24 protein-coding genes and 1 tRNA gene are annotated in these 26058 nt (G+C 66.7%); 22 read left to right on the forward strand and 3 right to left on the reverse strand.

Going from position 1 to position 26058, the window contains the following annotated elements:
* Positions 1-63 precede the first annotated feature (63 nt).
* The 6 genes from PFX90_RS02250 (at position 64) to PFX90_RS02275 (ending at position 4403) form a co-directional block, all read left to right on the forward strand.
* The gene (locus PFX90_RS02250) at positions 64-1074 is read left to right on the forward strand and encodes a TraB/GumN family protein (protein WP_285710066.1); all 1011 of its coding nucleotides are present in this window, start codon (positions 64-66) and stop codon (positions 1072-1074) included.
* A gap of 20 nt (positions 1075-1094) precedes the next feature.
* Complete coding sequence (locus PFX90_RS02255) at positions 1095-1991, forward strand: TraB/GumN family protein (protein ID WP_285710068.1); 897 nt, start codon at positions 1095-1097, stop codon at positions 1989-1991.
* A gap of 120 nt (positions 1992-2111) precedes the next feature.
* A complete protein-coding gene (locus PFX90_RS02260; RefSeq protein WP_285710071.1) occupies positions 2112-2723 on the forward strand; it encodes a 50S ribosomal protein L25/general stress protein Ctc in 612 nt (203 codons plus the stop codon).
* A gap of 91 nt (positions 2724-2814) precedes the next feature.
* On the forward strand, positions 2815-3384 hold the full coding sequence (gene pth / locus PFX90_RS02265; RefSeq protein ID WP_285710074.1) for an aminoacyl-tRNA hydrolase: 570 nt from the start codon (positions 2815-2817) through the stop codon (positions 3382-3384).
* 3 nt (positions 3385-3387) lie between these two features.
* Entirely contained in the window at positions 3388-3894 is a 507-nt protein-coding gene (locus PFX90_RS02270; RefSeq protein WP_285710077.1) for a hypothetical protein, read from the forward strand.
* Entirely contained in the window at positions 3891-4403 is a 513-nt protein-coding gene (locus PFX90_RS02275; protein WP_285710079.1) for an AAA family ATPase, read from the forward strand. Before PFX90_RS02270 ends, PFX90_RS02275 begins: the two co-directional genes overlap by 4 nt.
* On the opposite strand, the gene PFX90_RS02280 is transcribed toward PFX90_RS02275, so the two are convergent.
* Positions 4397-5476, reverse strand: a complete 1080-nt coding sequence (locus PFX90_RS02280) for a serine hydrolase domain-containing protein (protein ID WP_285710081.1) — start codon at positions 5474-5476, stop codon at positions 4397-4399. The two genes, PFX90_RS02275 and PFX90_RS02280, sit on opposite strands and share 7 nt — an antisense overlap.
* Before the next feature lie 204 nt (positions 5477-5680).
* Here PFX90_RS02280 and ychF point away from each other — a divergent pair, with 204 nt between their 5' ends.
* The gene (gene ychF / locus PFX90_RS02285) at positions 5681-6781 is read left to right on the forward strand and encodes a redox-regulated ATPase YchF (RefSeq protein WP_285710083.1); all 1101 of its coding nucleotides are present in this window, start codon (positions 5681-5683) and stop codon (positions 6779-6781) included.
* A 47-nt stretch (positions 6782-6828) separates the two neighbouring features.
* Positions 6829-8034 carry an alkaline phosphatase family protein gene (locus PFX90_RS02290; protein WP_285710086.1) on the forward strand — a complete coding sequence of 402 codons (1206 nt, stop codon included), beginning with the start codon at positions 6829-6831 and terminating at the stop codon, positions 8032-8034.
* Here PFX90_RS02290 and PFX90_RS02295 read toward each other — a convergent pair.
* Positions 8031-9083 carry a DUF2167 domain-containing protein gene (locus PFX90_RS02295; protein ID WP_285710088.1) on the reverse strand — a complete coding sequence of 351 codons (1053 nt, stop codon included), beginning with the start codon at positions 9081-9083 and terminating at the stop codon, positions 8031-8033. The two genes, PFX90_RS02290 and PFX90_RS02295, sit on opposite strands and share 4 nt — an antisense overlap.
* Before the next feature lie 86 nt (positions 9084-9169).
* Positions 9170-11044: a DNA mismatch repair endonuclease MutL gene (mutL, locus tag PFX90_RS02300; protein WP_285710091.1), complete on the reverse strand. Its 1875-nt coding sequence runs from the start codon at positions 11042-11044 to the stop codon at positions 9170-9172.
* A gap of 208 nt (positions 11045-11252) precedes the next feature.
* Between mutL and PFX90_RS02305 the strand changes: the two genes are divergently transcribed.
* From PFX90_RS02305 to PFX90_RS02370, 14 genes are all read left to right on the forward strand, one after another.
* Positions 11253-12296: a rod shape-determining protein gene (locus tag PFX90_RS02305; RefSeq protein WP_285710094.1), complete on the forward strand. Its 1044-nt coding sequence runs from the start codon at positions 11253-11255 to the stop codon at positions 12294-12296.
* 29 nt (positions 12297-12325) lie between these two features.
* On the forward strand, positions 12326-13267 hold the full coding sequence (locus tag PFX90_RS02310) for a rod shape-determining protein MreC (protein WP_285710097.1): 942 nt from the start codon (positions 12326-12328) through the stop codon (positions 13265-13267).
* Positions 13267-13821, forward strand: a complete 555-nt coding sequence (locus tag PFX90_RS02315; protein WP_285710099.1) for a rod shape-determining protein MreD — start codon at positions 13267-13269, stop codon at positions 13819-13821. The genes PFX90_RS02310 and PFX90_RS02315 overlap by 1 nt, the downstream gene beginning before the upstream one ends.
* Positions 13821-15956 (forward strand): penicillin-binding protein 2, encoded by a 2136-nt coding sequence (gene mrdA, locus PFX90_RS02320; protein WP_285710101.1) that lies wholly within the window; start codon positions 13821-13823, stop codon positions 15954-15956. Before PFX90_RS02315 ends, mrdA begins: the two co-directional genes overlap by 1 nt.
* Positions 15953-17089, forward strand: a complete 1137-nt coding sequence (gene rodA, locus PFX90_RS02325) for a rod shape-determining protein RodA (protein WP_285710103.1) — start codon at positions 15953-15955, stop codon at positions 17087-17089. Before mrdA ends, rodA begins: the two co-directional genes overlap by 4 nt.
* Before the next feature lie 120 nt (positions 17090-17209).
* Positions 17210-17285, forward strand: a tRNA-Lys gene (locus tag PFX90_RS02330).
* Positions 17286-17534: 249 nt separating this feature from the next.
* On the forward strand, positions 17535-18587 hold the full coding sequence (locus tag PFX90_RS02335; RefSeq protein ID WP_285710105.1) for a hypothetical protein: 1053 nt from the start codon (positions 17535-17537) through the stop codon (positions 18585-18587).
* Between the two features lie 82 nt (positions 18588-18669).
* A complete protein-coding gene (locus PFX90_RS02340) occupies positions 18670-18924 on the forward strand; it encodes a helix-turn-helix transcriptional regulator (RefSeq protein ID WP_285710107.1) in 255 nt (84 codons plus the stop codon).
* On the forward strand, positions 18921-19196 hold the full coding sequence (locus tag PFX90_RS02345; protein WP_285710109.1) for a hypothetical protein: 276 nt from the start codon (positions 18921-18923) through the stop codon (positions 19194-19196). Before PFX90_RS02340 ends, PFX90_RS02345 begins: the two co-directional genes overlap by 4 nt.
* Entirely contained in the window at positions 19193-19693 is a 501-nt protein-coding gene (locus tag PFX90_RS02350; RefSeq protein ID WP_285710112.1) for a hypothetical protein, read from the forward strand. The genes PFX90_RS02345 and PFX90_RS02350 overlap by 4 nt, the downstream gene beginning before the upstream one ends.
* 211 nt (positions 19694-19904) lie before the next feature.
* Positions 19905-20285 (forward strand): hypothetical protein, encoded by a 381-nt coding sequence (locus PFX90_RS02355; protein ID WP_285710115.1) that lies wholly within the window; start codon positions 19905-19907, stop codon positions 20283-20285.
* Between the two features lie 38 nt (positions 20286-20323).
* Complete coding sequence (locus PFX90_RS02360; protein ID WP_285710118.1) at positions 20324-22114, forward strand: type IV secretion system DNA-binding domain-containing protein; 1791 nt, start codon at positions 20324-20326, stop codon at positions 22112-22114.
* Positions 22114-24864, forward strand: a complete 2751-nt coding sequence (gene mobF, locus PFX90_RS02365; RefSeq protein ID WP_285710120.1) for a MobF family relaxase — start codon at positions 22114-22116, stop codon at positions 24862-24864. The genes PFX90_RS02360 and mobF overlap by 1 nt, the downstream gene beginning before the upstream one ends.
* Before the next feature lie 219 nt (positions 24865-25083).
* Complete coding sequence (locus PFX90_RS02370; protein ID WP_285710123.1) at positions 25084-25962, forward strand: ArdC family protein; 879 nt, start codon at positions 25084-25086, stop codon at positions 25960-25962.
* The last annotated feature ends 96 nt before the right edge of the window (positions 25963-26058 follow it).

Genomic DNA, 26058 nt, shown 5'->3' on the forward strand with positions numbered 1-26058 from the left:
TCCTTGTTTACCTCAAGTAATTCGCTCAAACCCAACCACCTGAACCAAAAGGAATCACTGACAATGAAACTCTCTGCCCTGCTCGCCCTGACCGCCGCGCCCTTCGCCCTGTTCGCGGCGAGCCCGGTGCTGGCCGACGACCACGCCGGTCACGCTGCCGGCGAAACCGCCGCTGCCAAGGGCCCGGCGCTGTGGAAGGTCGCCGATGCCGACACCACCATCTACCTGTTCGGCACGGTCCACGTGTTGCCGCAGGGCCTCGACTGGTACGATGCCACCATCGCCAAGGCGCTCGACGGGTCGGACATCCTCGTCACCGAGATCCCGATGGACCCCGCGAGCGAGGCTGCGATGCAGCAGCTTGCCTTGCAGAAGGGCGCGCTGCCGGCCGGCACCACCCTGCGCTCGCTGCTGAACGACGAGCAGAAGACCCAGTACACCGCCGCCCTCACCCAGCTTGGCGGCAAGATCGAAGCCGCGCAGCTCGCCCAGGTCCCCGCCGAAGCCCGCGCCCAGTACGAGGACGCCAAGGCCAAGGGCCTCGTGCCGCCTCCGGGCGAGATGCTCGCGGGCCAGTTCGACGGGATGAAGCCGTGGATGGTGGGCCTCACCATGTCGATCCTGCCGCTCACCTTCGAGGGCTATGACCCCAACAGCGGTGTCGAGAAGGTGCTGCTCTCCAAGGTCCCTGGCAAGAAGACCGGCGCGCTGGAGACCGCCGAATTCCAGCTCGGCATCTTCGATGGCATGCCGCAGGAGGCGCAGATCGCCTTCCTGATGGAGGCCGCCAACAACCTCGACGAGACCAAGCCGATGCTCGACCGCATGGTGGCCGAATGGTCGAAGGGCGATCCCGAGGCGCTGGCTGCGGTGATGAACGAGGGCATGAGCGATCCCAAGGTCGCCGACGCGCTGCTCTATGCCCGCAACCGCAACTGGGCCGAGTGGATCGACACCCGCCTCGACACCCCCGGCACCGTGTTCATCGCGGTTGGCGCGGGGCATCTTGCGGGCGCCAAGAGCGTGCAGGACTACCTTGCCCAGAAGGGCATCAAGGTGAGCCGCGTCAAGTAATGACGCAAGGCTTCGGGGCGATGGTCTTGCGGTGCGCCGCGGGGATCATCGCCCCCCTCCTCCTCCTTCTGGCTGCCGGGTGCAGCAATGCCCCCGGTGAGCCCGCAAGGGATGCGGCCCCGCCCGCCCCCCTGCTCTACGAAATCGCTTCGGCCGATGGGTCGGTGGAGGGCTGGATGGTCGGCACCATCCATGCCCTCCCCGCTTTTGCGCGCTGGCGCACGCCTGCCATCGACACGGCCGCCAAGAGCGCCGACCTGCTGGTGGTCGAGATCGCAGCGCTCTATGACAGCACCGCCATCGCCCGCACCTTCGCCAGCCTTGCCAATTCCCCCGGCCTGCCGCCGCTCGACCAGCGCCTCCCCGCAGAGCTGCGCCCGCGCCTTGCCGCCCTCCTGCTGCGCGGCAATTTCGACGCGGAGGACTTTGCCGCGACCGAGACCTGGGCCGCCGCGCTGACGCTCGCGCGCGTCGATGCGGCGGGCGATCCGGCCAACGGGGTCGACCGCGCGCTGATAGCCGAGTTCAAGGATCGCCGGGTGCGCGAGCTCGAGGGAGCGCCCGCACAGCTCGCCATCTTCGACCGCCTGCCCGAGGCGCAGCAGCGCGCCATGCTGGCCGCCGTGGTGAAGGATAGCGTGGCTGCCGCCAAGGACCCCGAACGCTTGCAGCGCGCCTGGCTTGCCGGCGATGCGAAAGCCATCGAGGCCGCGACCCGCGAGGGCGTGCTCGCCGATCCGGCGGTGCGCGAGGCGCTGCTGGTGGCGCGCAACCGCCGCTGGGCAGCCGCGCTCGGCCCGCTGTTGGCCGAGGCCCCCAAGCCGCTGATCGCGGTCGGCACCGCGCATCTGGTCGGGCCAGAGGGGCTCGCCGTCTTGCTGGAGGCGCAGGGCTACCGCGTGCGGCGTGTCTCCTAAAGAGGTTGCCTTTCGGGGCATCTCTCTCTAAGGGCCCGCGCTTCGGCGCTTCCGGTCATCCCTGGAGGCGGTCGCGCCGTGTGACTGTATCAATCAAACACGCATTCGAAAGGCATCCGTATGAGCGAGACTCTTACCCTGCCGGCCGAAGCGCGCGAACGGGCTGGCAAGGGAGCCTCCCGAGCACTTCGCCGCGAAGGTCGGACCCCTGCTGTCATCTATGGCGGCAAGGAAGAACCCACCATGATCCACGTCGAGCAGAAGGAACTGGTGCGCCAGCTGGGCACCGGCCACTTCATGAACTCGATCGTCCTTATCGAGATCGGTGGCAAGACCGTCCGCACGCTCCCCAAGGATGTCGCTTTCCACCCGGTGACCGACCGTCCGACCCATGTCGATTTCCTGCGCCTGACCGGTGACAGCAAGGTCGAGGTCTCGGTGCCGGTGGTGTTCGTCAACGAAGACGCCTCGCCCGGCCTCAAGAAGGGCGGCGTGCTCAACATCGTGCGTCACGAACTCGACCTGCTGTGCCCCAACGCGGACATCCCGGAAGAGATCCAGATCGATGTCACCGGCCGCGAAATCGGCGATTCGATCCACATCAGCAGCGTGACCCTGCCCAAGGGCGTGACCAGCGTGATCACCGACCGCGACTTCACCATCGCGACCCTGATCGCCCCGTCGGGCCTCAAGAGCAGCGAAGGCGACACGACCCAGGCCGACGTGGCGTAAGCCACGCGCCGGCAACGGAACGACAACGCCGGGCTTCCTTCGCGGGAAGTCCGGCGTTTCGTTTTTTGCGAGAGGGCTTTAGGGGAACGTAATGCAGATCTGGGTCGGCCTCGGAAATCCCGGACCGCGCTATGCGCTCCACCGGCACAATGTCGGCTTCATGGCCGTGGACGTGATCGCCGACATGCATGACTTCGGCCCGGTGCAGAAGAAGTTTGCAGGCTGGGCGCAGGAGGGGCGGATCGGCTCGCAGAAGGTGCTGCTGCTGAAGCCCGCGACCTTCATGAACGAGAGCGGCCGCGCGGTGGGCGAGGCGCTGCGCTTCTACAAGCTGGGCACCGATGCCCTCACCGTGTTCCACGACGAGCTCGACCTGGCCCCCTTCAAGGTCAAGGTGAAGCAGGGCGGCGGGCACGCGGGGCACAATGGCCTTCGCTCGATCGACCAGTATCTTGGGCCCGATTTCCGCCGCATCCGCCTCGGCATCGGGCATCCGGGGCACAAGGACCGGGTCAACGGCTACGTCCTCGGGAATTTCGCCAAGGCCGAGGAGGACGACCTCGCCGCCATGCTCGGCGCGATCGGCGCGGAGGCGGAGTGGCTCGCCAAGGGTGATGACGTGCGCTTCATGAACGACGTGGCGCTGAGGATGCAGGGCTGAGGCGTGGGCCACGCCGCCACCATCATCAGGATGCGCTGGTGGGGGCATCTGCTGCTGCTTGTCTGCCTGCCGGTCTTCACCGGGCTTGCAGCGGCGATGGGTTTCGCCGGCCTCGACCTTCTGAACGAGGCGGGCGGGTGGTGGAAGGGCCCCTTAATGCTCGCCAGCGCGGGTTTGATGCTGTTTGTCGTGATGCTGCTGCTCAACGGCCTCCTCACCTACCGGCTCGAGGTCGATCCGTCGGGTCTGCGGTTGATCGGCAATTTCTGGACTATTTCCCTGCGCTGGTCGGAGATCACCGCGATCAGACGGCGTATCAACCTCAGGGGCATCGGCTACCACGTCCATATCGAGGTCGACGGCTCCAACCTTCCGCGCCGCCACTGGAGCGGACTGTGGTCGCTCGGCTACATGATCCCCACCGCGATGGAAAAGGGCCCGCGCGAACTCGCCGCCTATCTCAAGCGCAAGCGCAGCGAGGCGCTGAAGCGCGAAGGGTCGCCGGCATGAACCGCGTCCTCATCATCGGCCCCTGCGGTTCGGGCAAGAGCACCCTCGCCCGCGAACTCGCGCCGTGCATGGGCCTGCCGCTCGTCCACATGGACCAGCTCGGCTGGCAGGCGGGCTGGGTCGAGACCGGGAAGGCCGAACTCAACGCCCGCCTTGCCGAGGTCGTTGCGGGCGATCGCTGGTTGATCGAGGGCAATTACGGCAGCACCCTCGCCCCCCGCCTCGCGCGCGCCGACACGGTGATCTACCTCGATTTCCCGATCCGCCTATGCCTGTGGCGGCTGGCAAAGCGCATCATCACCCACCGCGGCCGCTCGCGCCCCGACATGCCCGAGGGCTGCCCCGAACGCTTCGATGCGGCCTTCTTCTGGTATGTGATGACGTGGAACGCGGGCCCCCGCCCCCGCACCGAGGCGAAGCTCGCGGGTTACACCGGCACGCTGGTGCGCCTGCGCAATCCCGCCGCTCTGGCCGCATGGCTGCGCGCGCAGGGCCTTGCCGCTCAGTAATCGGCCTCGGGATATTCCCAGCGCCACGGCATTCCGGTCCCTCCCAGCAGCGCGTCGATGAGCTTCGGAAAGCGCCGTTCGGCCCGCACGTCGTTGGAGAGCACCACCACGCAGCGCTGCCCCATCTCGAGGCACACCATCATGTTCGCGGTCGAATCATTGTGGCCCCCCTTGAACCACCCCGGCCCCTGTGGCCCGTCAAAGGTGACCACGCCGAGCCCTGCGCGGATCGGAAAGCGTTCGGCCTCGGGAGCCTCGTCCTGGAGGCTCGGAAACTGCGAGCGGGTGGTGATCGCCATGCCGGGGTGCGCGAATTGGGCACGCATCGCGGGCGAAAGGCCGAAACCGCGCACCATCGCCGCCGCCAGCGCTGCCATCGCTTCAGGCGAGACGTCCATCGAGCCCGCCATCCGCACTCGGCTGCGCTCGTCATGCGGCTCGATTTCGCCGCTCTCGGTCCACCCGTCGGCAAGGTTGGCGGCGAATTCGGGTCGCCACATCAGGCCGAGGTCCTTGAGGCCCAACGGCGCGAACAGATCGGCGGCGACACCCTCGCCCACACGCGCTCCGCCATCGGCCTCGAAGGCGAATTGCAGCAGCATGATCCCTTCGCCCGAATAGCCGTATCTGCTGCCCGGATCGAAGTGAAAGCGCAGCCTTCCGTCCGGCTCGAGGAACGAGAAATTGGCGAACCCGGTCGCGTGGTTCAGCACATGGCGAGGCGTGATCACGCGCCAGCGCTCGTCGCCCGCAAGGTCGCCCCAATTGCCGTAAGCGTCGAGATTGCCGTATTCCGGCAAGGGCTTGGCAAGCCGCGCAGCCAGCGGCGCGTCGAGATCGATCCGGCCCCGGTCGGCCTGCATCGCGGTCCAATACCCGAACACCGCCTTGGTGAGAGAGGCGCCGTACATGATGGTTTGCGGCGTCAGCGGCTCGCCATTGGCATTGCGAAGGCCGAATGCCTGCACCGAGCGCACTTCGCCACCGTCGATCATCGCGATGGCGAGGCCCTTGGCCCCTGTCGCCTCCATCGTCTCGCGGGCGAGCGCGGCGACGGTATCGGGGTCAGGCACGCGGGCCTCTTCCGCGCAGGCGGAACGGGCAGCGAGCGCGCCCAAGATTGCTCCTGCGACAATCCAGCGATGCCTGCCCATTCCCGTCTCCCATCCCTGCCCAAGCTATCCCGACAGCCCATGCAAGTCCATCGCGCGCCTCTAGCCATAGGCCCCCCTCCCCGCTAAGGGCGGCGCTTTCCAGCTAGCCAAGGCACTTTCATCATGGGTTTCCGTTGCGGGATCGTCGGCCTGCCCAACGTGGGCAAGTCCACTCTGTTCAATGCGCTGACCGAGACGCAGGCGGCGCAGGCGGCGAACTATCCCTTCTGCACAATCGAGCCCAATGTCGGCCAGGTCGCCGTCCCGGATGAACGCCTGCAAAAGATCGCCGCCATCGCCAAGAGCGCCAAGATCATCGAAACCCAGCTCGGTTTCGTCGACATCGCCGGGCTCGTGAAGGGCGCGAGCAAGGGCGAGGGCCTCGGCAACCAGTTCCTCGGCAATATCCGCGAGGTTGACGCGATCGTCCACGTCCTCAGGTGCTTCGAGGATGACGACATCCAGCACGTCGCCAACAAGGTCGATCCCATCGCCGACGCCGAAGTGGTCGAGACCGAGCTGATGCTCTCCGACCTCGAAAGCCTCGAAAAGCGCGTGCCCGCCGCCGCCAAGCGCGGCGCGGCGGGCGACAAGGAGGCCAAGGCGATGGCGAGCGTGCTCGGCCAGGCATTGGAGCTCCTCAGGGAAGGCAAGCCCGCCCGCCTCACCGTCCCCAATGACGACGAGGAAGCGCGCCTGTTCAAGCAGGCCCAGCTGCTCACCGCAAAGCCGGTCCTGTATGTCTGCAACGTCGCCGAAGAGGACGCCGCGACCGGCAATGCCCTCTCCGAGAAGGTCTTTGCCAAGGCCGCCGCGGAAGGGGCGCAGGCCGTGGTCGTCTCTGCCGCCATCGAAGCCGAACTCGTCGCCATGCCCGAGGAAGACCGGGGCGAGTTCCTCGAAGCCCTCGGCCTTACCGAAAGCGGTCTCGCCCGGGTGATCCGCGCCGGATACAAGCTCCTCGGCCTCAAGACCTTCTTCACCGCCGGCCCCAAGGAAGCGCGCGCCTGGACCTTCCCCGACGGCGCCAAGGCACCCCAAGCTGCGGGCGAGATCCACTCGGACTTCGAACGCGGCTTCATCCGGGCTGAGACCATCGCCTACGAGGACTACGTCACGCTCGGCGGCGAGGCGGGCGCGAAGGAAGCGGGCAAGCTGCGGCAGGAAGGCAAGGAATATGTGGTGCAGGACGGCGACGTGCTGCTGTTCAAATTCAACGTGTGAGCACGCGGCGTCTCGCATTTGTCGCGAGGTGTGATTAGGGGCGCGCCATGCGCACGCTCCTTGTCCTGATCGCCCTCCTGTTCCTCCCCGCCGGCCTCGCCGCCAAGGAGGCCCCCCGCCCCGTGACCGTCCTCGTCGGCATCGACGGCTTCCGCGCCGATTATCTCGAACGCGGCCACACCCCGCGCCTCGCCGCGCTTGCCAAGGCGGGGGCGGCCGGCCCGATGCGCCCGAGCTTTCCCACCAAGACATTCCCCAATCACTATGCGCTGGTCACCGGCTACCGGCCCGACCGCAACGGGATCGTCGGCAATTCGATGATCGACCCGCGCCGCCCGGGGGTGATGTTCAGCCTCGGCAATGCCGCCCAAGCCCTCGACCCCTTCTGGTGGGACGAGGCCGAGCCGGTCTGGATCACCGCCGAAAAGGCGGGCCTGCGCGCGGCGACGATGTTCTGGCCGGGCAGCGAGGTCGCCATTCAAGGCCGCCGCCCGTCGGACTGGATGCGCTTCGACCAGAACGTCACCAATGTGCAGCGCGTCAACACCCTCATCGACTGGCTGCGCCGCCCCGCCGCGATCCGCCCCGCCTTCGCCACGGTCTATTTCGACACTGTCGACACCGCCGGACACCGCTTCGGCCCCGACAGCGCCGAAGTGAACGCGGCGCTCGCCGAAGTCGATGCGCGTGTGGGCGAGATGGTCGACGGCGCGAAGGCCTTGGGCGTGCCGGTCAACTGGGTGATCGTCGCCGACCACGGCATGCGCGCGACCGACGAGGGCCGCGTGATCCAGCTCGACGATCTGATTGACCGGGCGAGCATCGTCGCGGTCGAGACCGGGCCCTATGCCGCGATCGAGCCTGCCCTCGGCACCGACAACCGCGTCGCCGAGGCGCTGCTGAGGCCCCACGACCACATGACCTGCGCGAAGAAGGAAGACCTCCCCGAGCGGCTCCACTACGGCCGCAACCCGCGCGTCGCGGCGATCATCTGCATTGCCGAACCGGGCTGGACGATCCTCTCGGGCCCGCCCGCCTACCCGGTGACCGGCGGCGCGCACGGCTACGACAATGCCGATCCCGAGATGCTTGCGCTGTTCATCGCGCACGGCCCCGCCTTCGCGAGGGGCGCGAGCCTGCCGGTGTTCGACAATGTCGCGGTCGCCGCCCTGCTGCGCGCGGTGCTGGGGCTGCCCGAGGACGCGAATGCCGACGGGAAGCTGGCGGACGTAAAGGCGGCGCTGCGGCGCTAGCCCGCTGCGTTCTGCCCGCCGCCTTCGTCCTCCGACTTCGCAAGACTGAACCCGCCCTGCCCCGTATCGGCCTGCTCTTGCGCGCCAGCCTCGGGCCCGGTGTCCTCGTAAGCCTGGTCTTCGTAGGCCGGCTCTTCCTCCTTGCGGCCGAAGACGCGGCCCTTGAGGGCCTGCCACAGCCCGCCGAACAGCAGTGCCGCGCCGACGAGGATCGGCTTCAGGAACTTGAGGATGAACACCCCGATCGTGCCGAACAGGCCGAGCTTCTTGGCCACCGCCACGCCCGCGCCGGCCGCGATCAGCCCGCCGATGCCATATTCGGCCGCCTTGTCGGTCGCCGGGTCGAAATCGGCATAGCGCGCGCCGGTATCGAAGCTGGCGTGCTGCGCGAACTGCTTGGCCGCCCCGCGGATCTCGCCGAGCTTGTCCATGCTCGAGATGAAGTTGAGGCTCAGCACGCCGTAGCGCCCCAATGTGCGCACGTCGTAGTTGAGGCCGTTGGTGTTGCTGTCGCTGAAGCGCAGGTTCTGCGCCCAGACCACCGAATGGGTCGCCTTGTCATAGGCCGGACGCTCGGCCCAGCCCACCAGCGTGATCGCCGGATAGCCCGCCTCGGTGCGCGCGGTGTTGGCCTCGTTGGTGCCCTCCTGCATCTGGGTGAGGAGGTCGTCATAGTCAGTGGTGGCGGCGTCCTCGTCGGAGATGTAGCCCGTGTCCTCGAAGGTCACGACCGCGCCCCAGGAATCGCTCGCAGGCGTGCTGCCCTTGGGCATCACCAGCCCGAGCACGCCCTCGGCCGCCTGCGGCGGATTGCCCCACAGGTCGACGAGGATCTTGGCGGCGTCCTCCTTGCCGTAGAAGATGTATTCCTCGCCCAGATCGAGGCTCGCGCGGGCTTCGGGCAGGCCGACCTTGCCGCTGACCGGCTTCAGGCTGTCGAGCAGCTTGACGATCTCGGGCGGCATGTCGCCCTTGTCCGGCGCTTGTGCCAGAGCGGGCACGACGACAAACGCGGCCAGCACCGCGAGCACAGCTGCAACGAAACGCATGATCGACCCCCTGATTGATCCCCGAGGAGCAGCTTAATCGGGGGAGCGCAATTGCCAAGCGGTTTCTGGGACTTCTGCCCGCGTGATCAGTGCCGCCCGAACAGCTTCTCGACGTCCTCCATGGAGAGCTTCACCCAGGTCGGCCGCCCGTGGTTGCACTGGCCCGAGCGCGGGGTGGCTTCCATCTCGCGCAGCAGGGCATTCATTTCGGCGACCGAGAGCGTGCGTCCGGCGCGCACCGATCCGTGGCAGGCCATGGTGGCGAGCACCAGTTCGAGGCGTTCGGCCAGCAGCAGCGCGCCCGAGTCCTCCTGCCGCCCATGCTTGGCGATATCGTCGGCCAGATCGCGCAGCAGCGCCGCGCTGTCGGCTTTGGGGAGCGCGGCGGGGAGCGCGCGGACGAGCATCGCGGCAGGGCCAAAGCGCTCGATCACGAGGCCGTAGCGCGCGAGGCCCTCGGCGGCGTCTTCCAACCGGTCGCAATCGACCTCGTCCATCTCGACCACGTCGGGGACCAGCAGCGCCTGCGAGCGCTTGATGCCATCGGCCGCCCCCGCCGCGCGCAGGCGTTCGAGCACGAGGCGTTCGTGTGCGGCGTGCTGGTCGACGAGCACGAGGCCATCGGCGGCCTCCGCGACGATATAGGTGTTGGCGACTTGGCCCCGCGCGATGCCGAGGGGGTAGGATTGTGCTTCGGCAGGGACGGGTGCGGCTTCTTCGGCGCGGCCCTGGGGCATGGCAAAGGTCTGAGCCATCTCCCTCAACAAAAGCCCCTCCCCTCGAGGGGAGGGGTTGGGGAGGGGTGCTCCGGTCCATGCGGGATAGGGCAGTCCCCCCATCCCCGACCCTTCCCCCGAGGGGAAGGGAGAAGAAAGGGGCTCCGCCTGCCACCGCGCCATCGCTGCCCGATCCGGCCCTTGCGCAGAGCGCCGGTCGCCGGTCGCCAATGCCTGCCGCAGCCCCGAGACGATGAACCCGCGCACCCCCGCCGAATCCCGGAACCGCACCTCGGTCTTGGCCGGGTGGACGTTCACGTCGACATCCTGCGGCGGCAGTTCGAGGAACAGCGCCAGCACCGCATGGCGATCGCGCGCGAGCATGTCGGCATAGGCCCCGCGCACCGCGCCCACCAGCAGGCGGTCCTTCACCGGACGTCCGTTGACGAAGAGATACTGGTGATCGGCGACGCCCCGGTTCCAGGTCGGCAGGCCCGCCACGCCGGTCAGGCGCATCACCCCGTGCGGCGTGTCGCGCTCCAATTCGATGGGGACGGAGTTGTCCTTCAGCTCATGCGCGATGATCCGCGCGACGCGGGTCGCCAGTTCCTCGCCGCCTTGCAGGTTGAGGACGGTGCGTTTGCTCCCCTCCCCCAGCGTTTCGAGCGTGAAGGCAATATCCGGCCGCGCCATCGCCAGACGCCGCACCACATCGAGGCACGCGGCATATTCGCTGCGCGCCGAGCGCAGGAACTTGCGCCGTGCAGGCACCTTGGCGAACAGCTCCTCGACCCGCACGCGGGTGCCCGGCGGGAGCGCGGCGGGCTCGTCGGCGACGAGCGCGCCGTGATCGACCACCCGCCGCCAGCCTTCCGCCGCGCCAAGCTCGCGGCTTTCGATGGTCAGGCGCGCGACACTGGCGATGCTCGGCAGCGCCTCGCCGCGGAAGCCGAGCGTGGTGACCAGCTCGATCGCGCCGTCCGGGCCGATCAGCGAATCGGGGAGTTTCGAGGTCGCGTGCCGCTCGAGCGCCAGCGCCATCGCGCCCGCGCCCATCCCGCAGCCGTCATCCACCACCTCGATCCGCGCGAGGCCCCCCTCGGCCAGCACCACGCCGATTCGCCGGGCGCCCGCGTCGACCGCGTTCTCGACCAGCTCTTTCAAGGCCGCAGCCGGGCGTTCGACCACCTCGCCGGCGGCGATGCGGTTGACCAGATCGGAGGGGAGGCGGCGAATTTCGGGCATTTCCCGCAAGGCTAGCGACGAGCCGCCGCAATTTCGAGGGCAGCCGCGCCAAAATCACCGCCACAGTGGACAAATATTTTGGCCTTTTGCCCGCGGATTCGCTAGGCGCGCGCTGTCATGTCATAAACGGGTCCGTAACCTCTCGCGGCCGCACCTCGAAAAGCGGTTCGCGACAAGACGCCCGTCATTACCGGAAAACACACCCAACATGAGCTTCCTGTCCGATCTCTTCAAATTCCGCTCGCAGAACATGGCCATCGACCTCGGGACCGCGAACACGCTGGTCTACGTGCAGGATCAGGGCATCGTTCTCAACGAGCCTTCGGTGGTGGCGATCGAGACGATCAACGGCATCCGCCGCGTCAAGGCGGTCGGCAATGATGCCAAGATGATGATGGGCAAGACCCCGGACACGATCGAGGCGATCCGTCCGCTGCGTGACGGCGTGATCGCCGACATCGAAGTGGCCGAGCAGATGATCAAGCACTTCATCCAGAAGGTGCACGGCAAGAAGTCGATGTTCCGCTATCCGGAAATCGTGATCTGCGTCCCCTCGGGCTCCACTTCGGTCGAGCGCCGCGCGATCCGCGATGCGGCATCGAACGCGGGCGCCTCGGACGTCCACCTGATCCTCGAGCCGATGGCCGCCGCGATCGGTGCCGACATGCCCGTGACCGAGCCGGTCGGCTCGATGGTGGTCGACATCGGCGGCGGCACCACCGAAGTCGCGGTGCTCTCGCTTCGCGGCCTCGCCTACACCACCTCGGTGCGCACCGGGGGCGACAAGATGGACGAGGCCATCGTCTCCTACGTGCGCCGCCACCACAACCTGTTGATCGGTGACGCCACCGCCGAGCGCATCAAGAAGGATTACGGCATCGCCATGATCCCGGAAGACGGCGTGGGCGAGACCATCACCTTGAAGGGCCGCGACCTCGTCAACGGGGTTCCCAAGGAAATCACCATCAACCAGGCGCATGTCGCCGAGGCGCTCTCCGAACCGATCGGCGCGATCGTGGAAGGCGTGCGCATCGCGCTCGAGAACACCGCCCCGGAACTCGCCGCCGACATCGTCGACCAGGGCATCGTGCTCACCGGCGGCGGCGCGCTGATCCGCCGCCTCGACGAGCACCTGCGCGAGGAAACGGGCCTCCCCGTCTCGGTCGCCGAAGATCCGCTGACCTGCGTCGCCATCGGCACCGGCCGGGCGATGGAGGATCCGGTCTATCGCGGCGTGCTGATGACCGCGTGACGCGCGCGGCCAGGAAAGGTCTCTAAGCCATGGCGCCCCCCTCTTCGCGCCGGACGGGCTTCTCGAAGAAAGCGCAGCTCTCGGCGTTCACCGGCTACCTGCTGGCGGGTGCGGGAGCCGTGGTGGGCGCAGGCCTGCTGGTGCTGTCGCTGTGGCAGCCCGATGCCTTCGCGCCCTTGCGCGGGCTGGCGGGCGATGTCGTCACCCCCGCGGGCACCGGCACGGCGGCCGCGCGGTCCACCTCGCAGGGGTTCTTCGCTGGCATCGCGGGCTATTTCAACGCCGGCAGCCAGAACGCCGAGCTGCGCCGCGAGAACGAACTCGCCCGCATCCGCTTGGCCGAGGCCGAGGCGGTCAAGGCCGAGAACCAGCGCCTCAAGGGCCTGCTGGGCCTGCGCGATGGCGAGAGCAAGCCGGTCGCCACCGCGCGCCTTGTCGGCTCCACGGCCACCAGCGGGCGGCGCCATGCATATCTGGGCGCGGGATCGTCGAGCGGCGTGAAGCCCGGGATGCCGGTGCTGTCCGAACGCGGGGTGATCGGCCGCGTGCTGGAGACCGGGCGCTACTCGTCGCGGGTGCTGCTGCTGACCGACAGCGAAAGCGTGCTGCCGGTGCGCCGCGCCAAGGACAATGTCATCGCCTTCGCCGAAGGGCGTGGCGACGGCCTCCTCCGCATCCGCCTCGTCAATCTCGGGGTCAATCCGCTCAAGGTCGGCGACATGATGGTGACGAGCGGTGCGGGCGGATACTACCGCCCCGGCGTCGCGGTCGCGATCATCGCCAAGATCACGCCCGACGGCGGCATCGGGCGGCTGGTGGCAGAGCCCTCGGCGACCAATTTCGTGTCGGTCGTGCCGATCCATGAGGCCGCGGCGGTGGCCGAACTGGAAGGCCCCGCAAGCGCCGCAGCGCCCTCGCCCTCCCCGTCGCCCACCTCCGCCCCGACCGGCGGCGCGGCTGCGGAGGAGTGATGGAGCGGCTCGACCCCCGCGCCCGCTCGGACATCTACGGGTTGCGGATCAACCGCGCGCCCGATCCGTGGCGCGTGCGGATCGTGCCCTATGGCTCGATCATGCTCGCCTCGGCCCTGCCGGTGCTGCTGATCGCCGACACCATGCCCTTGCTGCCTTCCTTCGGGCTGCTGCTGCTGCTCGCCTGGCGCATGGTGCGCCCCGGCCTGCTGCCGCTGTGGGCGGGCGCGCCGCTCGGGGCGTTCGACGACCTGTTCAGCGGCCAGCCTTTCGGCAGCGCCATCCTGCTGTGGTCGCTCGCCATGATCGCGATCGAAGTAATCGAGACGCGCTTTCCCTGGCGCGGTTTCTGGCAGGACTGGTTCACCGCCGGGGTGATTGCGGTGATCTACTGGCTGGCGAGCCTCGTCGTCTCGGGCGCGAGCGTGACGCCCGAAATGCTGATGGTGGCCGCCCCGCAGGCGCTCGCCAGCGTGCTGCTCTATCCGATGATCGCGCGGATGGTGGCCGGGCTCGACCGCTTCCGCCTGTCGCGTTCGCTGAAGATCGACTGATGAAGATCCCCTTCCTCCAGCGCGGGCCCGGCAAGCCAGCGAAGATGATCAACGCCTCGCTGCTGCGCGCCTCCTTCGAGCGGCGGGCGGTGCTGATCGGCGCGGTGCAAGGCGGCGTGGGCGTGTTGCTGGCGCTGCGGCTGGGCTATCTCTCGGTCGCGGAAAACGAGAAATATCGGCTCGAATCCGAGAGTAACCGCGTCAACCTCACACTCATTCCGCCGCGCCGGGGATGGATCCTCGACCGCGACGGCGCACCGCTCGCGTCCAACCGCGCCGATTTCCGCGTCGACCTGATCCCCGAACGCCTGGTCGATGCCGACGCGACGATCGACCGGCTGGGCGAACTCCTCAGCCTCGAGCCGGCGCGGATCGCGGACATCAAGGACAAGGTGAACACGTCGCGCGGGTTCCAGCCCGTCGAGGTCGCGAGCGGCCTTGCCTACGAGGACTTCGCCGCGCTGAGCGTCCGCCTGCCCGAATTTCCCGGCGTCGTCCCCCAGCGCGGCTTCTCGCGGCTTTACCCGACCGCTTCGAGCGTCGGCCACCTGATCGGCTATGTCGGCCCGGCCTCGGCCGAGGAATACGAGAAGGACCCCAACCCGCTGCTCATCACACCCGGCTACAAGATCGGCAAGGACGGGCTTGAAAAGCAGTTCGAAAAGGAGCTGCGCGGTGTCCCCGGTGCGCGCCGGGTCGAGGTGACCGCGGGCGGCCGCATCGTGCGCGATCTCGAGACCCGCGAGGACGTGCAGGGCGCGCCGATCAAGCTCACCATCGACGGGCCCTTGCAGGACTACGCGGCGCGCCGCATCGGGCTCGAAAGCGGCTCGGTGGTGGTGATGGACTGTCGCACGGGCGACCTGCTGTGCATGGCCTCGATGCCGAGCTTCGATCCCAATTCCTTCTCCGACGGGATCGGCGGGGTCGAATATGCGATGCTGCGCGACGACGAGCGCGTGCCGCTGCGCAACAAGGTGCTGAAGGGGCTCTATCCCCCCGGCTCCACCGTCAAGCCGATGGTCTCGATGGCGCTGATGCAGGCCGGGATCGACCCCGAGGAGACGGTCAATTGCGGCGGCGGCCTCAGGGTCGGCAACCGCGTGTTCGGCTGCTGGAACCGCCGCGGCCACGGCGCGACCAACATGGCGAAGGCCATCTACCAGAGCTGCGACGTCTATTTCTACTCGATGGCCCAGCGCATCGGCATGCAGCCGATCGCCGACATGGCGCGGCGCTGCGGGATGGGGCAGGAATTCCCCCTCCCCGTCACCAGCCAGTTCTTCGGCACCGTGCCCGACCCGGCGTGGAAAATGAAGAAGTGGGGCCGCGAGTGGCAGACCTTCGACACGGTCAACGCCACCATCGGCCAGGGCTACATGCTGTCGAGCCCCTTGCAGCTGGCGGTGATGGCCTCGCGCCTTGCGACCGGCAAGCACGTCATGCCGCGCCTGACGCTCGACACCAGGCCGCAGGGCTTCGACAAAGCCGATTTCTCGACCGAGCAGGTCAGCTATGTCCGCAAGGCGATGAGCGACGTCGTCAACGGCCCCGGCACCGCCGGCCGCGCGCGGCTGCCGATCGAGAACACGCTGATGGCGGGCAAGACCGGGACGGCGCAGGTCGTCTCGCTGTCGATTTCGAACGGCAAGTCGGGGCCGTGGAAATACCGCGACCACGGGCTGTTCATCTTCTTCGCCCCCTATGACAACCCGCGCTACGCCGGGGCCGTGGTGATCGAGCACGGCGGTGGTTCGGGCGCGGCTTACCCGATCGCGCGCGACGTGATGACCTTCCTGTTCGACCCGGCCAAGGGGCTCGAGGCCCTCGCTGCACTCGAGGCCGGGTGGGGCGGCACCGCGCAGCAGCGGCTCGAGGCGCGCTACGCCGCCTATGCCGCCGAGCGCGGCGCGAGCGTCAGCCGCCCGCCGCGCCGCGACGAGGAAATCCTCGACCGGGTCGACGCCGAGGCGCGCCGCGCCGCCACCCAAACCGACGCCATCGCCGGCGAAGTGATCGCCCCGCGCCCCGAGGCCAACCCCTCGGGCACCCCGCCGGGCGCTCCTGCCGCGCCTGCCGCCAGCCCCTCGCCCGCTCCCGCTTCCCCCGCCCCTCCCGCCGAGACCGCCCGATGAGCACGCTCACCCAGCGCACCGGGATCATCCCCGAGCCGATCGCCCGCCAGCCCTGGGAAATGCTGATCCCGCTGGTGCTGCTCACCTCATTCGGCGGGCTGGTGCTCTATTCGGCCGGCGGCGGGGCGATGGAGCCCTTCGCGCTCTCGCATTTCATCCGCTTTGCCGTGTTTGCTGTGATGACCGCGATCATCGCCTCGCTCCCGCGCGATGCGGTCGACCTCCTGACCTATCCCGCCTATCTCGTCGTCCTGCTGCTGCTGCTCGCGGTCGAAATCGTCGGTCAGGTCGGCGGGGGGAGCCAGCGCTGGCTCGAGTTCGGACCGATCCGCATCCAGCCTTCCGAGCTGATGAAGCCCGCCGTGGTGCTGGCGATGGCGCGCTTCTATTCCTCGCTGCCTTCGGGGATGATCGGATCGTGGCGTTCGGTGCTGCCCTCGGGGATGCTGATCGTGCTGCCGATCGGGCTGGTGCTGCTGCAACCCGACCTCGGCACCTCGGTCGCGATCGCCTTCGGGGGCGTGGTGGTGATGTTCCTCGCCGGGCTGCCCCTGTGGTGGTTCCTGACCGCGGGCGGCCTCGGGATTGCCGCGATGCCGCTGATCTATTTCTTCGCGCTTCACGATTACCAGCGCGCGCGGGTGACCACCTTCCTCGATCCCGAGAGCGACCCGCTGGGCGCGGGCTACCACATCGCGCAGTCAAAGATTGCAATCGGTTCGGGCGGCATCTTCGGAAAAGGCTTCAACAACGGCACCCAGAGCCACCTCGACTACCTGCCCGAGCCCCATACCGATTTCGTCTTCGCCACCATGGCCGAAGAATGGGGGTTGATGGGCGGGCTGTTCGTGCTCGCCATGTATGCGCTGATCCTCAAATGGGGCTGGAAGGTCGCGGCCGAGGCGCAGGACCGCTTCAGCGCCCTGCTCGCCGCCGGGGCGACCGCGACGATCTTCTTCTACATCGCCATCAACCTGCTGATGGTGATGGGCATGGCCCCGGCCAAGGGCATTCCGCTGCCGTGGATGAGCCACGGGGGCTCCTCAATGATGACCAACATGATCTGCATTGGCCTGCTCATGATGGTCAATCGCTGGAACCGCATGGCCCCGCGCCGGGGTCTCGCGGCCTGATTTCCCGCAGGTGCGAAAAGCCTCTTGCCATCAGGGCGAGACCCGCTAAATGCAGCGCCTCACGCGAATCGGGACACGGCCTTGCCGCCCCTCTCGCGGGATTTCCGAAGACTTCGGAATGGACGCATAGCTCAGTTGGTAGAGCAGCTGACTCTTAATCAGCGGGTCCTAGGTTCGAGCCCTAGTGCGTCCACCAAAACTTCCCAATAAATTCAATTAGATAGTGGGGCGACGACGGCCAAGTCGTGCTCTTTGGAGCCTAATTTTCACTATAGGCTCCATATAGGCTCCACCCCCTCTGCTGGCGCGATTCGCATCACGCTATCCACAGATGTTGGTCGATAACCGCCAGTAAGAACCGTGGAGGCATTAATGGAGGGCGCTGAAGCGCCCAGGTCCCCTACCCCACGTTGTCCTCGCGGTCCCAAATTGCTACGATTGGTCAATGGGAAAGCCGCGCTCCAGCAAATCTGCTGAGACTGACTTTGATGAGTATGTGACCCGGCGCATCAGCGAATTGGGGCTGGCGACCACAGTCACCGAAATCCGGAATGCGGCGACCCAGTTCGAGACGGTAATTGAGTACCTCGAGGGTCAGGCGATTGCCCTGCTGTGGATCGCCGCAATATGCTTCGGCTTCATTCTCTACACGATCGCCAGCACTCCCGAGTTTTCTGCTGGACAAGCGTCATCCATTGCCCTTTTCGGAGCACTCGGTTTTATCTGTTTCCTTGCGGGGATGCGACCGAAGACATGGAAGTACAGCCTTCCCTGGTGGGGTTGGCCACGTGCTGTGAAGTGCCGCCAGCAGAGCAACATTGATGCCGTGCTCCATGAGGTGAACGCAGGCAACCATTCGATCATGCGCCTGGCGACCTCTGGAGTGGGTGCGTTCGCCAGCCCTGTGAGCAACAAGCCGGTCGACCTCATCCTGAGCCAGAATGTGCTTTCTGATCCGTGGATCGCGGCCACATTGTTTGGCACCAAGAACCCGGATCAGCGCTTCATCGTCGTCACGCCAGAACCCACCGGCGATTGGTTCAATTTCTACCTTTGGCATCCTCCCGTAGCACAGGAGCTGCTGCACCTTTTCGACAAGACGCCCGACATCTACCCCGATGAACGGATCAAGCGGCTGAAGGTGAGGATCGCGTTGCAGGTCATCATCGACGTGGTGACCGGTAATGTGGAGGCCCCGTCCAAGGAAAACCTGGTTGAGGGGAAAGTGGTCAAGAAGTTCGAGAACACCCTGAAGATGGAAGCCGCACGCCTTCTGCGTGCTGGCGAGATCAACGACCTTGAGGAACGGCAGCTGTGCAGGGTCAACATATCTGGCGAAGCCCCCTCAATCGATCCAGCTGAAGACGGCAAGAAACATGACAAGAAGCCGCACAGTTGGTTTGCTGAGCTGAAGGGCGGCCGGTACGTGGCGGTGATCGGCCCCTTGTCCAACACCGTTCAGGCTGAGCTGAGTTTGTCGCCACGCTTCATCGCATAGATTTTCTCGCCAATTGGTGACCAACGCAGCGACCGGCAGCTCGCGATATGCATGATGAGGGACCTCTTCAACGGAGGTTCCCATGCGTGAAACGACAATTACTCTCCTCAATATGCGGCAGCTCCAGGCTGCCCTCAACATCCGCTCGCGTTCGACCATCTATAAAATGGTGGCACGCAATGCCCTGCCCCCGCCCTGCATAATAAACCGGCGTGGTTTGCGTTGGCGCGAAAGTGATATCAGCAACTGGATCGCTGGCCTTCCTGCTGCCGGGGGTGCACAATCGTTGGAGCGCGCCAGCGAAGGTGCCGAACGCTCTCAAGGCAAGCCGTCATGAGCAGCGAGCCTCTGAATCGCCCCCGCGCCATCGCCGAGCTTGCGCCCGGCTTTGAACGGATTGCGGGCCACGCGGTCGCCATCGAATTGCTGAACTGGCCAGTCGGCGGTCCGCAGGGGACCTGCTGCGGCGGCTACCTCACGGTCGGCACCACCCGCCTGTGGCTCAATGCCGAGCACGCCAGCAACCTCGCGGACCGTGTCCGCTCGGCCATCGACGAGGCCGTGATCAGCGCCTCGCCTCATCCCCATTCCAGTCGGAGATTATCATGACCTATCGCCGCGACCTATTTTACGAGATCGTCGCCTCCGCTGATTTTCAGGCCGCAATGGTCGGCCCGATGATCGATGATTTTGTTCAGAAGATGAAGCGGCCTGGGGCCGATGGCGCGACCTATCGCGGCTTCATCGAGGACTGGCTCTATCTTCAGCGACCGCTCTTCGACCGCTTCAAGGGGGTGCGCTACAACGTCCAGTTCGAAGGCCCGCCGTTGATCATCGACCAGCGCGAATACCCCCTTGGCGGGTACATCGAGCGGCAGCTCGAATGGGCTAAGCTCGATCCCCTCGACGCCCGCGAATTGCGCCAGCGCCTGCGCGGAGCCGTCGACGGCATCGTGGACGATTGGATCGGCGGACGACCGATGCAGTACCTGCCTTCGATTGCCCAGAAGCCTTTCAAGGATCGTGCTGCCGTGGACGCAGCGGATCACGCAGTGATCCGCGACTTCGTCGCCTCCCGGAATTCCAGAACAGGAGACGATCAATGAGCAAAGCAGGGTTCAAGCAGGAACCGGAGAAAGGCTGCGATGCTACGCATCGAGCCAAGTCTTCTAGATCACACCGCACGCGCCCTCGCAGGGCAGGATTCCGCCATTTTCTTGGGGGGCGATGCGCGCGCTCTTTCGGCGGCGCGGTCAGAACCCACGGATTTCCGCCATTTCGGGAGCGCGCGCATCGCGCGCTCCGGGAGGCACAGCCATGAACCGGGTCAAGCTCTCCGTCCGCGTGCCGATGGGGCAGGAAGTGATGATCCGGCGCTATGCCGAGGCGCGCGGATTGACCCGCTATCAGGCCCTGTCGCGGGTGATCGAGGCCGGTCTTGGCGCGGTTGCCGATGCGCCAATGGCAGGCGGCAGCAACGCTGGCGATGACGTCATGGCGGCATTCGATGCGCGGCTTGGCGTGATCGAAGCCCTGCTCGATCGCAGCTTGTTCACCGCCAGTGCGGCCTATGCCTATGCCCGCCGCGCGGCCCTGCGCGGTGATGGCGATGCCGACCGCACCGACAGCATGATCGGCGAAGCGGCGCACTCGGCCTATCGCCGCCAGCGCGCTCTGGCAGCGGAGGCGCTGTCATGAGCCGCGACCGCGACAATCTTCTGAGGGGCCAAGGCCTCTTGAAGCAGACCATCGCCGGGCTCGCCGCGCGCTGGCGCGGCTATGCCTGGACCGTTGCGGGCAGCGCCGGGCTCGGAGCCTTTTTGCTGTCGTCCCGTAACACCCCGTCCGAACAATGGACCTGTGCCTATCAGCACTGGCAGGGTGTGGCGGTCAGCTGGTTTGCCAGCGGGCGCAGCGATCCTGCGATCACGGTTCACCTTCACGACCGGACCGCGCGGGTGCCGGCCAGCGTGCTGGCCAATGACCGGATATGGCTTTGGTGCTGGGATGATCTTTTCGGCAGGGCGCTGCTCGGCGGCACATTGGGCGCGCTGGTCGGCATGCTGCTGTGCTTTGGCTTTGCTATCTGGATACGCAGCGAGGGCAAGGAATCCACCCGCGATCGTTTCATTACTGGCACGCAGATCGTCGCCGAACGCGTCTTGGCCAGGAAGACGCGCAAGGCCAGCAATGCACGGTCGATCCGCATTGCTTCGGTCGGCATTCCGGCATGGCTGGAGTGCCGCCATTTTGCCCTGCTCGGCACGACCGGCGCGGGCAAGACCACCGTCATGCGCCAGATGCTCGACCAGGTCGAAGCGCGCGGCGAACCGGCTTTGGTCTACGACACCTCGGGCGAGTTCATCACCCATTACTACCGGCCCGAGCGCGGCGACATCATCCTCAATCCCTTTGACGAGCGCTCGGCCTTTTGGTCGCCTTTCTCCGAGATTGCCCATCCGGCAGACGCCGACCGCATCGCCCGCCAGCTGGTGTCCGAGACCGGAGAAAGGGATGACGATGTCTGGCTGGAAACGTCTCGCATACTTGTCGCCAACGTCCTGCGGGTGCTTAGCGCCGAGGGGCGCACCACGCTTCCCGACTTGCTCGATGCGCTTCAGGTCAAGGGCAAGGAGGAAATGAAGGTCTGGCTGGCGGGCACCTCATCGGCGCGCACCTTTGCCGATGATGCTGACCGGGCGACAGGCAGCGTGCTCTTCATGCTCGCCAAGGCTGCCACCCTGCTGCAGTTCCTGTGGCGCGAGCCGGGAGATCGCGGCAGCTTTGCCTTCCGCGAGTTCATTGCCGGGCTCGACGCACATCAGGGGCCCAAGCCCTGGCTCTTCGTCCCGCGCAAGGAAGACTATTTCGAGGCGATGAAGCCGCTCTTGGCCTGCTGGCTGGAATGCGCAGCCAGCGCCATGCTGGGGCTTCCGCCGTCCGACAGGCGCCGCATGTGGTTCTTCCTGGACGAGCTGGCCGACCTGCCCCGCGTCGACAATCTCACCCGGTTGCTCCCAGAGGGCCGCAAGTTCGGGGCGAGCGTGGTGCTGACCTTTCAGGCCATCGGCCAGATGCACCGCCGCTATGGCCGTGACAGCGCCGAGGCGCTGCTCGGCTGCTGCAATTCGAAATTGTATCTGCAGCTGATCGACCGCGACACGCGGGAATGGGCATCGCGGAATATCGGCGATGTCGAGGTGGAAGTGCGCAGCGCCTCCGACAGCTTCGAGACCGGGCCGCATAGCGGGCGCACATCGGTGGGCAGCACCCGCGTGGTCCGGCCTGCCGTAATCGAGAGCGATCTTCGTTTGCAGCCCCATCACGGCTTCCTGCAATTGCCCGATGCCTTGCCGGTTGGGCGGATCAAGCTGACACGGGCGCACATCGATGCGCGGGGTCCTGCCCGCCATCCGGCCTTTGTCCCGGCCCATATCAGCCAGATGCTGTGGAACCGTATGCCGAAGAAGGCCGACAGCAGTGCTGGCAAGGATGATCCCGCGACCACTCTGAAAGGGCCGGTCTGATGGTTGCCACCATCGGCGCAATCGGCAGTTCGGCAGCCGCCTCAAGCTACTATGAGGCCGACGACTACTACGCCGATGGTGACATCTCGCCCAGCGAATGGCATGGCGAAGGTGCCAAGGCGCTTGGTTTGACAGGCGAAGTGAATCGCGAGACCTTCCGCGCCATCCTTGATGGCACGCTGCCCCATGGCCAGCAGCTTGGCACCATACGCGAGGGCAAGCTCCAGCACCGGCCCGGTTGGGACGTCACCATGAGCGCGCCCAAGTCGGTCTCGATCATGGCCGAGGTGGCCGGTGACCGGCGGTTGGTGGTGGCGCATAACAATGCCGTGAAGGCCGCGCTCGCCTATGTCGAGCGCCATACCGCTGCCACTCGTATCCGCGCCGACGGCGGGGTTGAGCAGCGACAGACCACAGACAATCTCGTGATCGCGAGCTTTCGCCATGATACGAGCCGGGCTCAGGACCCACAGCTTCACACCCACAATGTCATCATGAACATGACGCAGGACGCCGAGGGCAACTGGCGCAGTCTTGAGCCGCGCGCGCTGTACCAGCTGCAGAAGGCGATCGGCGCGGTGTACCGGCAGGAGCTGGCCGTGGGCGTGCGCGCGCTCGGCTACGGCATCGAGCAGGGGAAGGATTCCCTGTTCGAGATCAAGGGTGTCCCCGCCGCCGTCATCCGCGCCTTCAGCGAGCGCGCCGCTCAGGTTGAAGCCCGGCTCGCCGAGCGCGGCCAGACCCGCGCGACCGCATCCGCCGAAGAAAAGCAGATTGCCGCGCTCGACACCCGCGAGGCGAAGCAGAGCCTGGAGCGGGGCGAGTTGGTAGCGAACTGGCGCGCGGAGGCGGATGCGGCAGGGTTCGGGAAGGACGTAAGGGAAGCTTTGGTCGCGGCCAGCAAGGAGGTGGCGGCCAGTTTGGAGCATGGCAGCGCACTTACCGCGCAGGGGCAGATCGCGGCGCATCAGGCCGTTGCGCTTGCCGCCGCCAATCTTGGTGAGCGCCAGTCGGTGTTCGCCGCTGCCGAGCTGGAGAAGGAGGCCGGGCGCTACGGTTTGGGCCGGGTGACTGCCGCCCAGATCGGCGCAGCCGTCGCGCGAGCACAAGGTCACGGCGCGCTCGTGCCGCGCACCTTCCTCGACAAGCGCGGCGCGGAATTTGCCGGGTTTACAACTGCCGAGAACATTGCCCAGGAGCGGCAGTTGCTGCGTCTGGAGGCCGAAGGGCGCGGGGCTGCTGCTCCGATCCTATCCGCCAAGCAAGCGGCGAGCGCGGTGGCCCGCGCCGAGCTGCGCTCCGATCACCCCTGGAACGAGGGCCAGCGCGCGGCCACCCGCGCACTGCTTACCAGCCCGCACCGCGTGACCGGCCTTCAAGGCTATGCCGGGACCGCCAAGACCACCACCGTGCTGGCGACCTTTGCCCGCGAAGCGCAAGCGCGCGGGGTTCCCGTGACCGCGCTTGCGCCGACCGCGTCCGCTGCGCAGACATTGGGCGATGCCCTCGGCCAGCGCGGCGAGACCGTCGCCCGTCAGCTTGCGCGCAATGGCGCTGCGCTGTCGGGCGGCGTGTGGATTGTTGATGAAGCATCGCTGCTCTCGGCCCGAGACATGGCGGCGCTGCTTGGCCTTGCCGCTGACAGCAAGGCCCGCGTGGTGCTGGTCGGCGATGTGAAGCAATTGGGCTCCGTTGGCGCAGGCGCGGCCTTTACCCAGCTGCAATCCGCCGGCATGGCCACCGCACGGCTCGATAGTGTGGTGCGCCAGACCAACACCGCCACCCGCGAAGCCGTGCAGGCATCCATCGAAGGTGATGCCCGCAGGGCGCTCGACGCGCTAGATCGCGGTGGTGGGAAGATCATTGCTCATGGCAGTCAGGGTGAGCGATTCGCTGTCATGGCCAAGGCCTATGCCGCACTCGATGCCAGTGAGCGGGGGCGCACCTTGGTGATTGAGCCATCGCGAGAGGGGCGAGATGCGCTTACCGCCGATGTCCGCCGCGAGCTTGCAGCTGCTGGAGTCCTATCCGGCCCCGCCGTCACCATGGAGAGTCTGGTCGCCAAAAACCTGTCGCGCATCGAGGCCCGCGATCCGGCCAGCTATGCGCCGGGCGATACTGTCCGCTTCTTGCGCGACTATGCCGACAAGGGCGTGACGCGCGGCGCTGCCTACCTGGTCGAGCGTATCGATGGGGAGAAGGCTGCAATATCGCTCAAATCCGCAGACGGCTCATCCATCGACTGGCGCCTGCGCCAGTGGGGCGCAGGTAAGGTCGAGGTGTTCGAGCCGAAGGCGATGGAGTTGCAGGCGGGCGACCGTGTGCAGTTCACCCGCAACGACCGTGAGGCCGGGCGCATCAACGGGCTACGCGGCACGGTGACCGGCATTGATCCCGAGCGGCAGCAGGCGAGCATCGCGTTGGCCAATGGCCGCGAGCAGCGGCTCGATCTTGCCGACCCCCGCGACGCCCATTTGCGTCATGCCTATGTCCAGACCGCACACGCTGCGCAGGGCCAGACCGCCGAGCGGGTGCTGATCCACGCCGACAGTCGCTCTGCCAATCTGGTCGATCAGAAGATGCTCTATGTCGCGCTCTCGCGCGCGAAGTCCGAAGCCATTGTCGTCACCGACGACAAGGCGCGGCTGATCAGCGCCATCCATGAACGCGCGGGCGAGAAGCAGACCGCTATGGAGGTCAGTGCGCCCGAGGCCGCCAAGACGAAATCTCTGGGGGCTGGTCTCGGCTGATCGTGTGATGCGTGAATGCCGGGCCATGGCATCCTTCGCCCTGCCATTGGAATGAACTGCTCCCTGAGTGACGGCCCGTGCCGGGCGGGATCAACAGCCTGCCCGCTCCATTCGGGCCTTGCCCTCCCGTGTTGGCTGTTCCGCGTACCGCTGACCCGCCCGGCCATCCGGCCCGTCCCTTCATCCGCGTTCCCAACGACAGGACGAAGGATTACTCCCATGGCCAGCACCGCAACCGCCAGCATCTACGACACCATCACCAACCAGATTATCGCCGCGCTCGACCGCGGCACCGGCGACTACACCCTTCCCTGGCATCGCAGCAGTGCCCCGCTGACCCGGCCCATCAATGCGGTCACCCGCAAGGCCTATCGCGGGGTCAATGTCCTCGCCCTCTGGGCCAGCGCCGAGGCGCAGGACTTCGGGCATGGTCTCTGGGCAACCTATCGGCAGTGGCAGTCGCTGGGTGCACAGGTCCGCAAGGGCGAGAAGGCCTCGCCGATCGTGTTCTACAAGGTGCTGGACAAGGCAGACGCCAGTGACGACGAGGCGCGCGAGAGCGCAGGCCGGATCTTCGCGCAGGGCTCGCATGTGTTCAACATCGCCCAGGTCGAGGGCTACGCCTTGCCCGAGGTGCCGGAAGCCGCGGCCTTTGATCCCGTCCCTGATGTCGAGGCCTTCATCGCCGCCACCGGCGCTGCCATCCGCATCCAGGGCGACAGCGCCCACTACACCCTTTCCATCGACACGATCACCATGCCTGATCGCGAGCGGTTCTTTACCACCGACACCGCCAGCGCGGCGCAGAACTGGTATGCCATTCTGCTCCACGAGCTGGTCCACTGGACAGGGGCCGATCATCGGCTCGCCCGCACCTTCGGCAAGCGCTTCGGCGACGAGGCCTATGCCATGGAAGAGCTGGTCGCCGAACTTGGCTCAGCCTTCCTGTGCGGTGACCTCGGCCTGTCGGTGACCCCGCGTCCCGACCATGCCTGCTACCTCGCCAGCTGGCTGAAGGTACTCAAAGGCGACAACCGGGCGATCTTCACTGCCGCCAGCGCGGCGACGAAGGCGGCGGAGTGGTTGGGGGAGGCATAGGCGGTTCATGGCGTAAACTCCCCAAACCACTGAAAACGAACAAAGGAGGCAACTTGCAAAGACATCCGAATGGCTTAAGGCCGATCTCGCAAGAGC

Source organism: Erythrobacter oryzae, from assembly GCF_030271515.1.
In the GTDB taxonomy this organism is placed as follows: domain Bacteria; phylum Pseudomonadota; class Alphaproteobacteria; order Sphingomonadales; family Sphingomonadaceae; genus Erythrobacter; species Erythrobacter oryzae.

Bases quoted from the DNA above. Each gene is read 5' to 3' on its own strand.
- PFX90_RS02250 (WP_285710066.1), top strand. From the start codon at position 64: ATGAAACTCTCTGCCCTGCTCGCCCTGACCGCCGCGCCCTTCGCCCTG.
- PFX90_RS02255 (WP_285710068.1), top strand. From the start codon at position 1,095: ATGGTCTTGCGGTGCGCCGCGGGGATCATCGCCCCCCTCCTCCTCCTT.
- PFX90_RS02260 (WP_285710071.1), top strand. From the start codon at position 2,112: ATGAGCGAGACTCTTACCCTGCCGGCCGAAGCGCGCGAACGGGCTGGC.
- pth (WP_285710074.1), top strand. From the start codon at position 2,815: ATGCAGATCTGGGTCGGCCTCGGAAATCCCGGACCGCGCTATGCGCTC.
- PFX90_RS02275 (WP_285710079.1), top strand. From the start codon at position 3,891: ATGAACCGCGTCCTCATCATCGGCCCCTGCGGTTCGGGCAAGAGCACC.
- ychF (WP_285710083.1), top strand. From the start codon at position 5,681: ATGGGTTTCCGTTGCGGGATCGTCGGCCTGCCCAACGTGGGCAAGTCC.
- PFX90_RS02290 (WP_285710086.1), top strand. From the start codon at position 6,829: ATGCGCACGCTCCTTGTCCTGATCGCCCTCCTGTTCCTCCCCGCCGGC.
- PFX90_RS02295 (WP_285710088.1), bottom strand. From the start codon at position 9,083: ATGCGTTTCGTTGCAGCTGTGCTCGCGGTGCTGGCCGCGTTTGTCGTC.
- mutL (WP_285710091.1), bottom strand. From the start codon at position 11,044: ATGCCCGAAATTCGCCGCCTCCCCTCCGATCTGGTCAACCGCATCGCC.
- PFX90_RS02305 (WP_285710094.1), top strand. From the start codon at position 11,253: ATGAGCTTCCTGTCCGATCTCTTCAAATTCCGCTCGCAGAACATGGCC.
- PFX90_RS02310 (WP_285710097.1), top strand. From the start codon at position 12,326: ATGGCGCCCCCCTCTTCGCGCCGGACGGGCTTCTCGAAGAAAGCGCAG.
- PFX90_RS02315 (WP_285710099.1), top strand. From the start codon at position 13,267: ATGGAGCGGCTCGACCCCCGCGCCCGCTCGGACATCTACGGGTTGCGG.
- mrdA (WP_285710101.1), top strand. From the start codon at position 13,821: ATGAAGATCCCCTTCCTCCAGCGCGGGCCCGGCAAGCCAGCGAAGATG.
- rodA (WP_285710103.1), top strand. From the start codon at position 15,953: ATGAGCACGCTCACCCAGCGCACCGGGATCATCCCCGAGCCGATCGCC.
- PFX90_RS02335 (WP_285710105.1), top strand. From the start codon at position 17,535: ATGGGAAAGCCGCGCTCCAGCAAATCTGCTGAGACTGACTTTGATGAG.
- PFX90_RS02340 (WP_285710107.1), top strand. From the start codon at position 18,670: ATGCGTGAAACGACAATTACTCTCCTCAATATGCGGCAGCTCCAGGCT.
- PFX90_RS02345 (WP_285710109.1), top strand. From the start codon at position 18,921: ATGAGCAGCGAGCCTCTGAATCGCCCCCGCGCCATCGCCGAGCTTGCG.
- PFX90_RS02350 (WP_285710112.1), top strand. From the start codon at position 19,193: ATGACCTATCGCCGCGACCTATTTTACGAGATCGTCGCCTCCGCTGAT.
- PFX90_RS02355 (WP_285710115.1), top strand. From the start codon at position 19,905: ATGAACCGGGTCAAGCTCTCCGTCCGCGTGCCGATGGGGCAGGAAGTG.
- mobF (WP_285710120.1), top strand. From the start codon at position 22,114: ATGGTTGCCACCATCGGCGCAATCGGCAGTTCGGCAGCCGCCTCAAGC.
- PFX90_RS02370 (WP_285710123.1), top strand. From the start codon at position 25,084: ATGGCCAGCACCGCAACCGCCAGCATCTACGACACCATCACCAACCAG.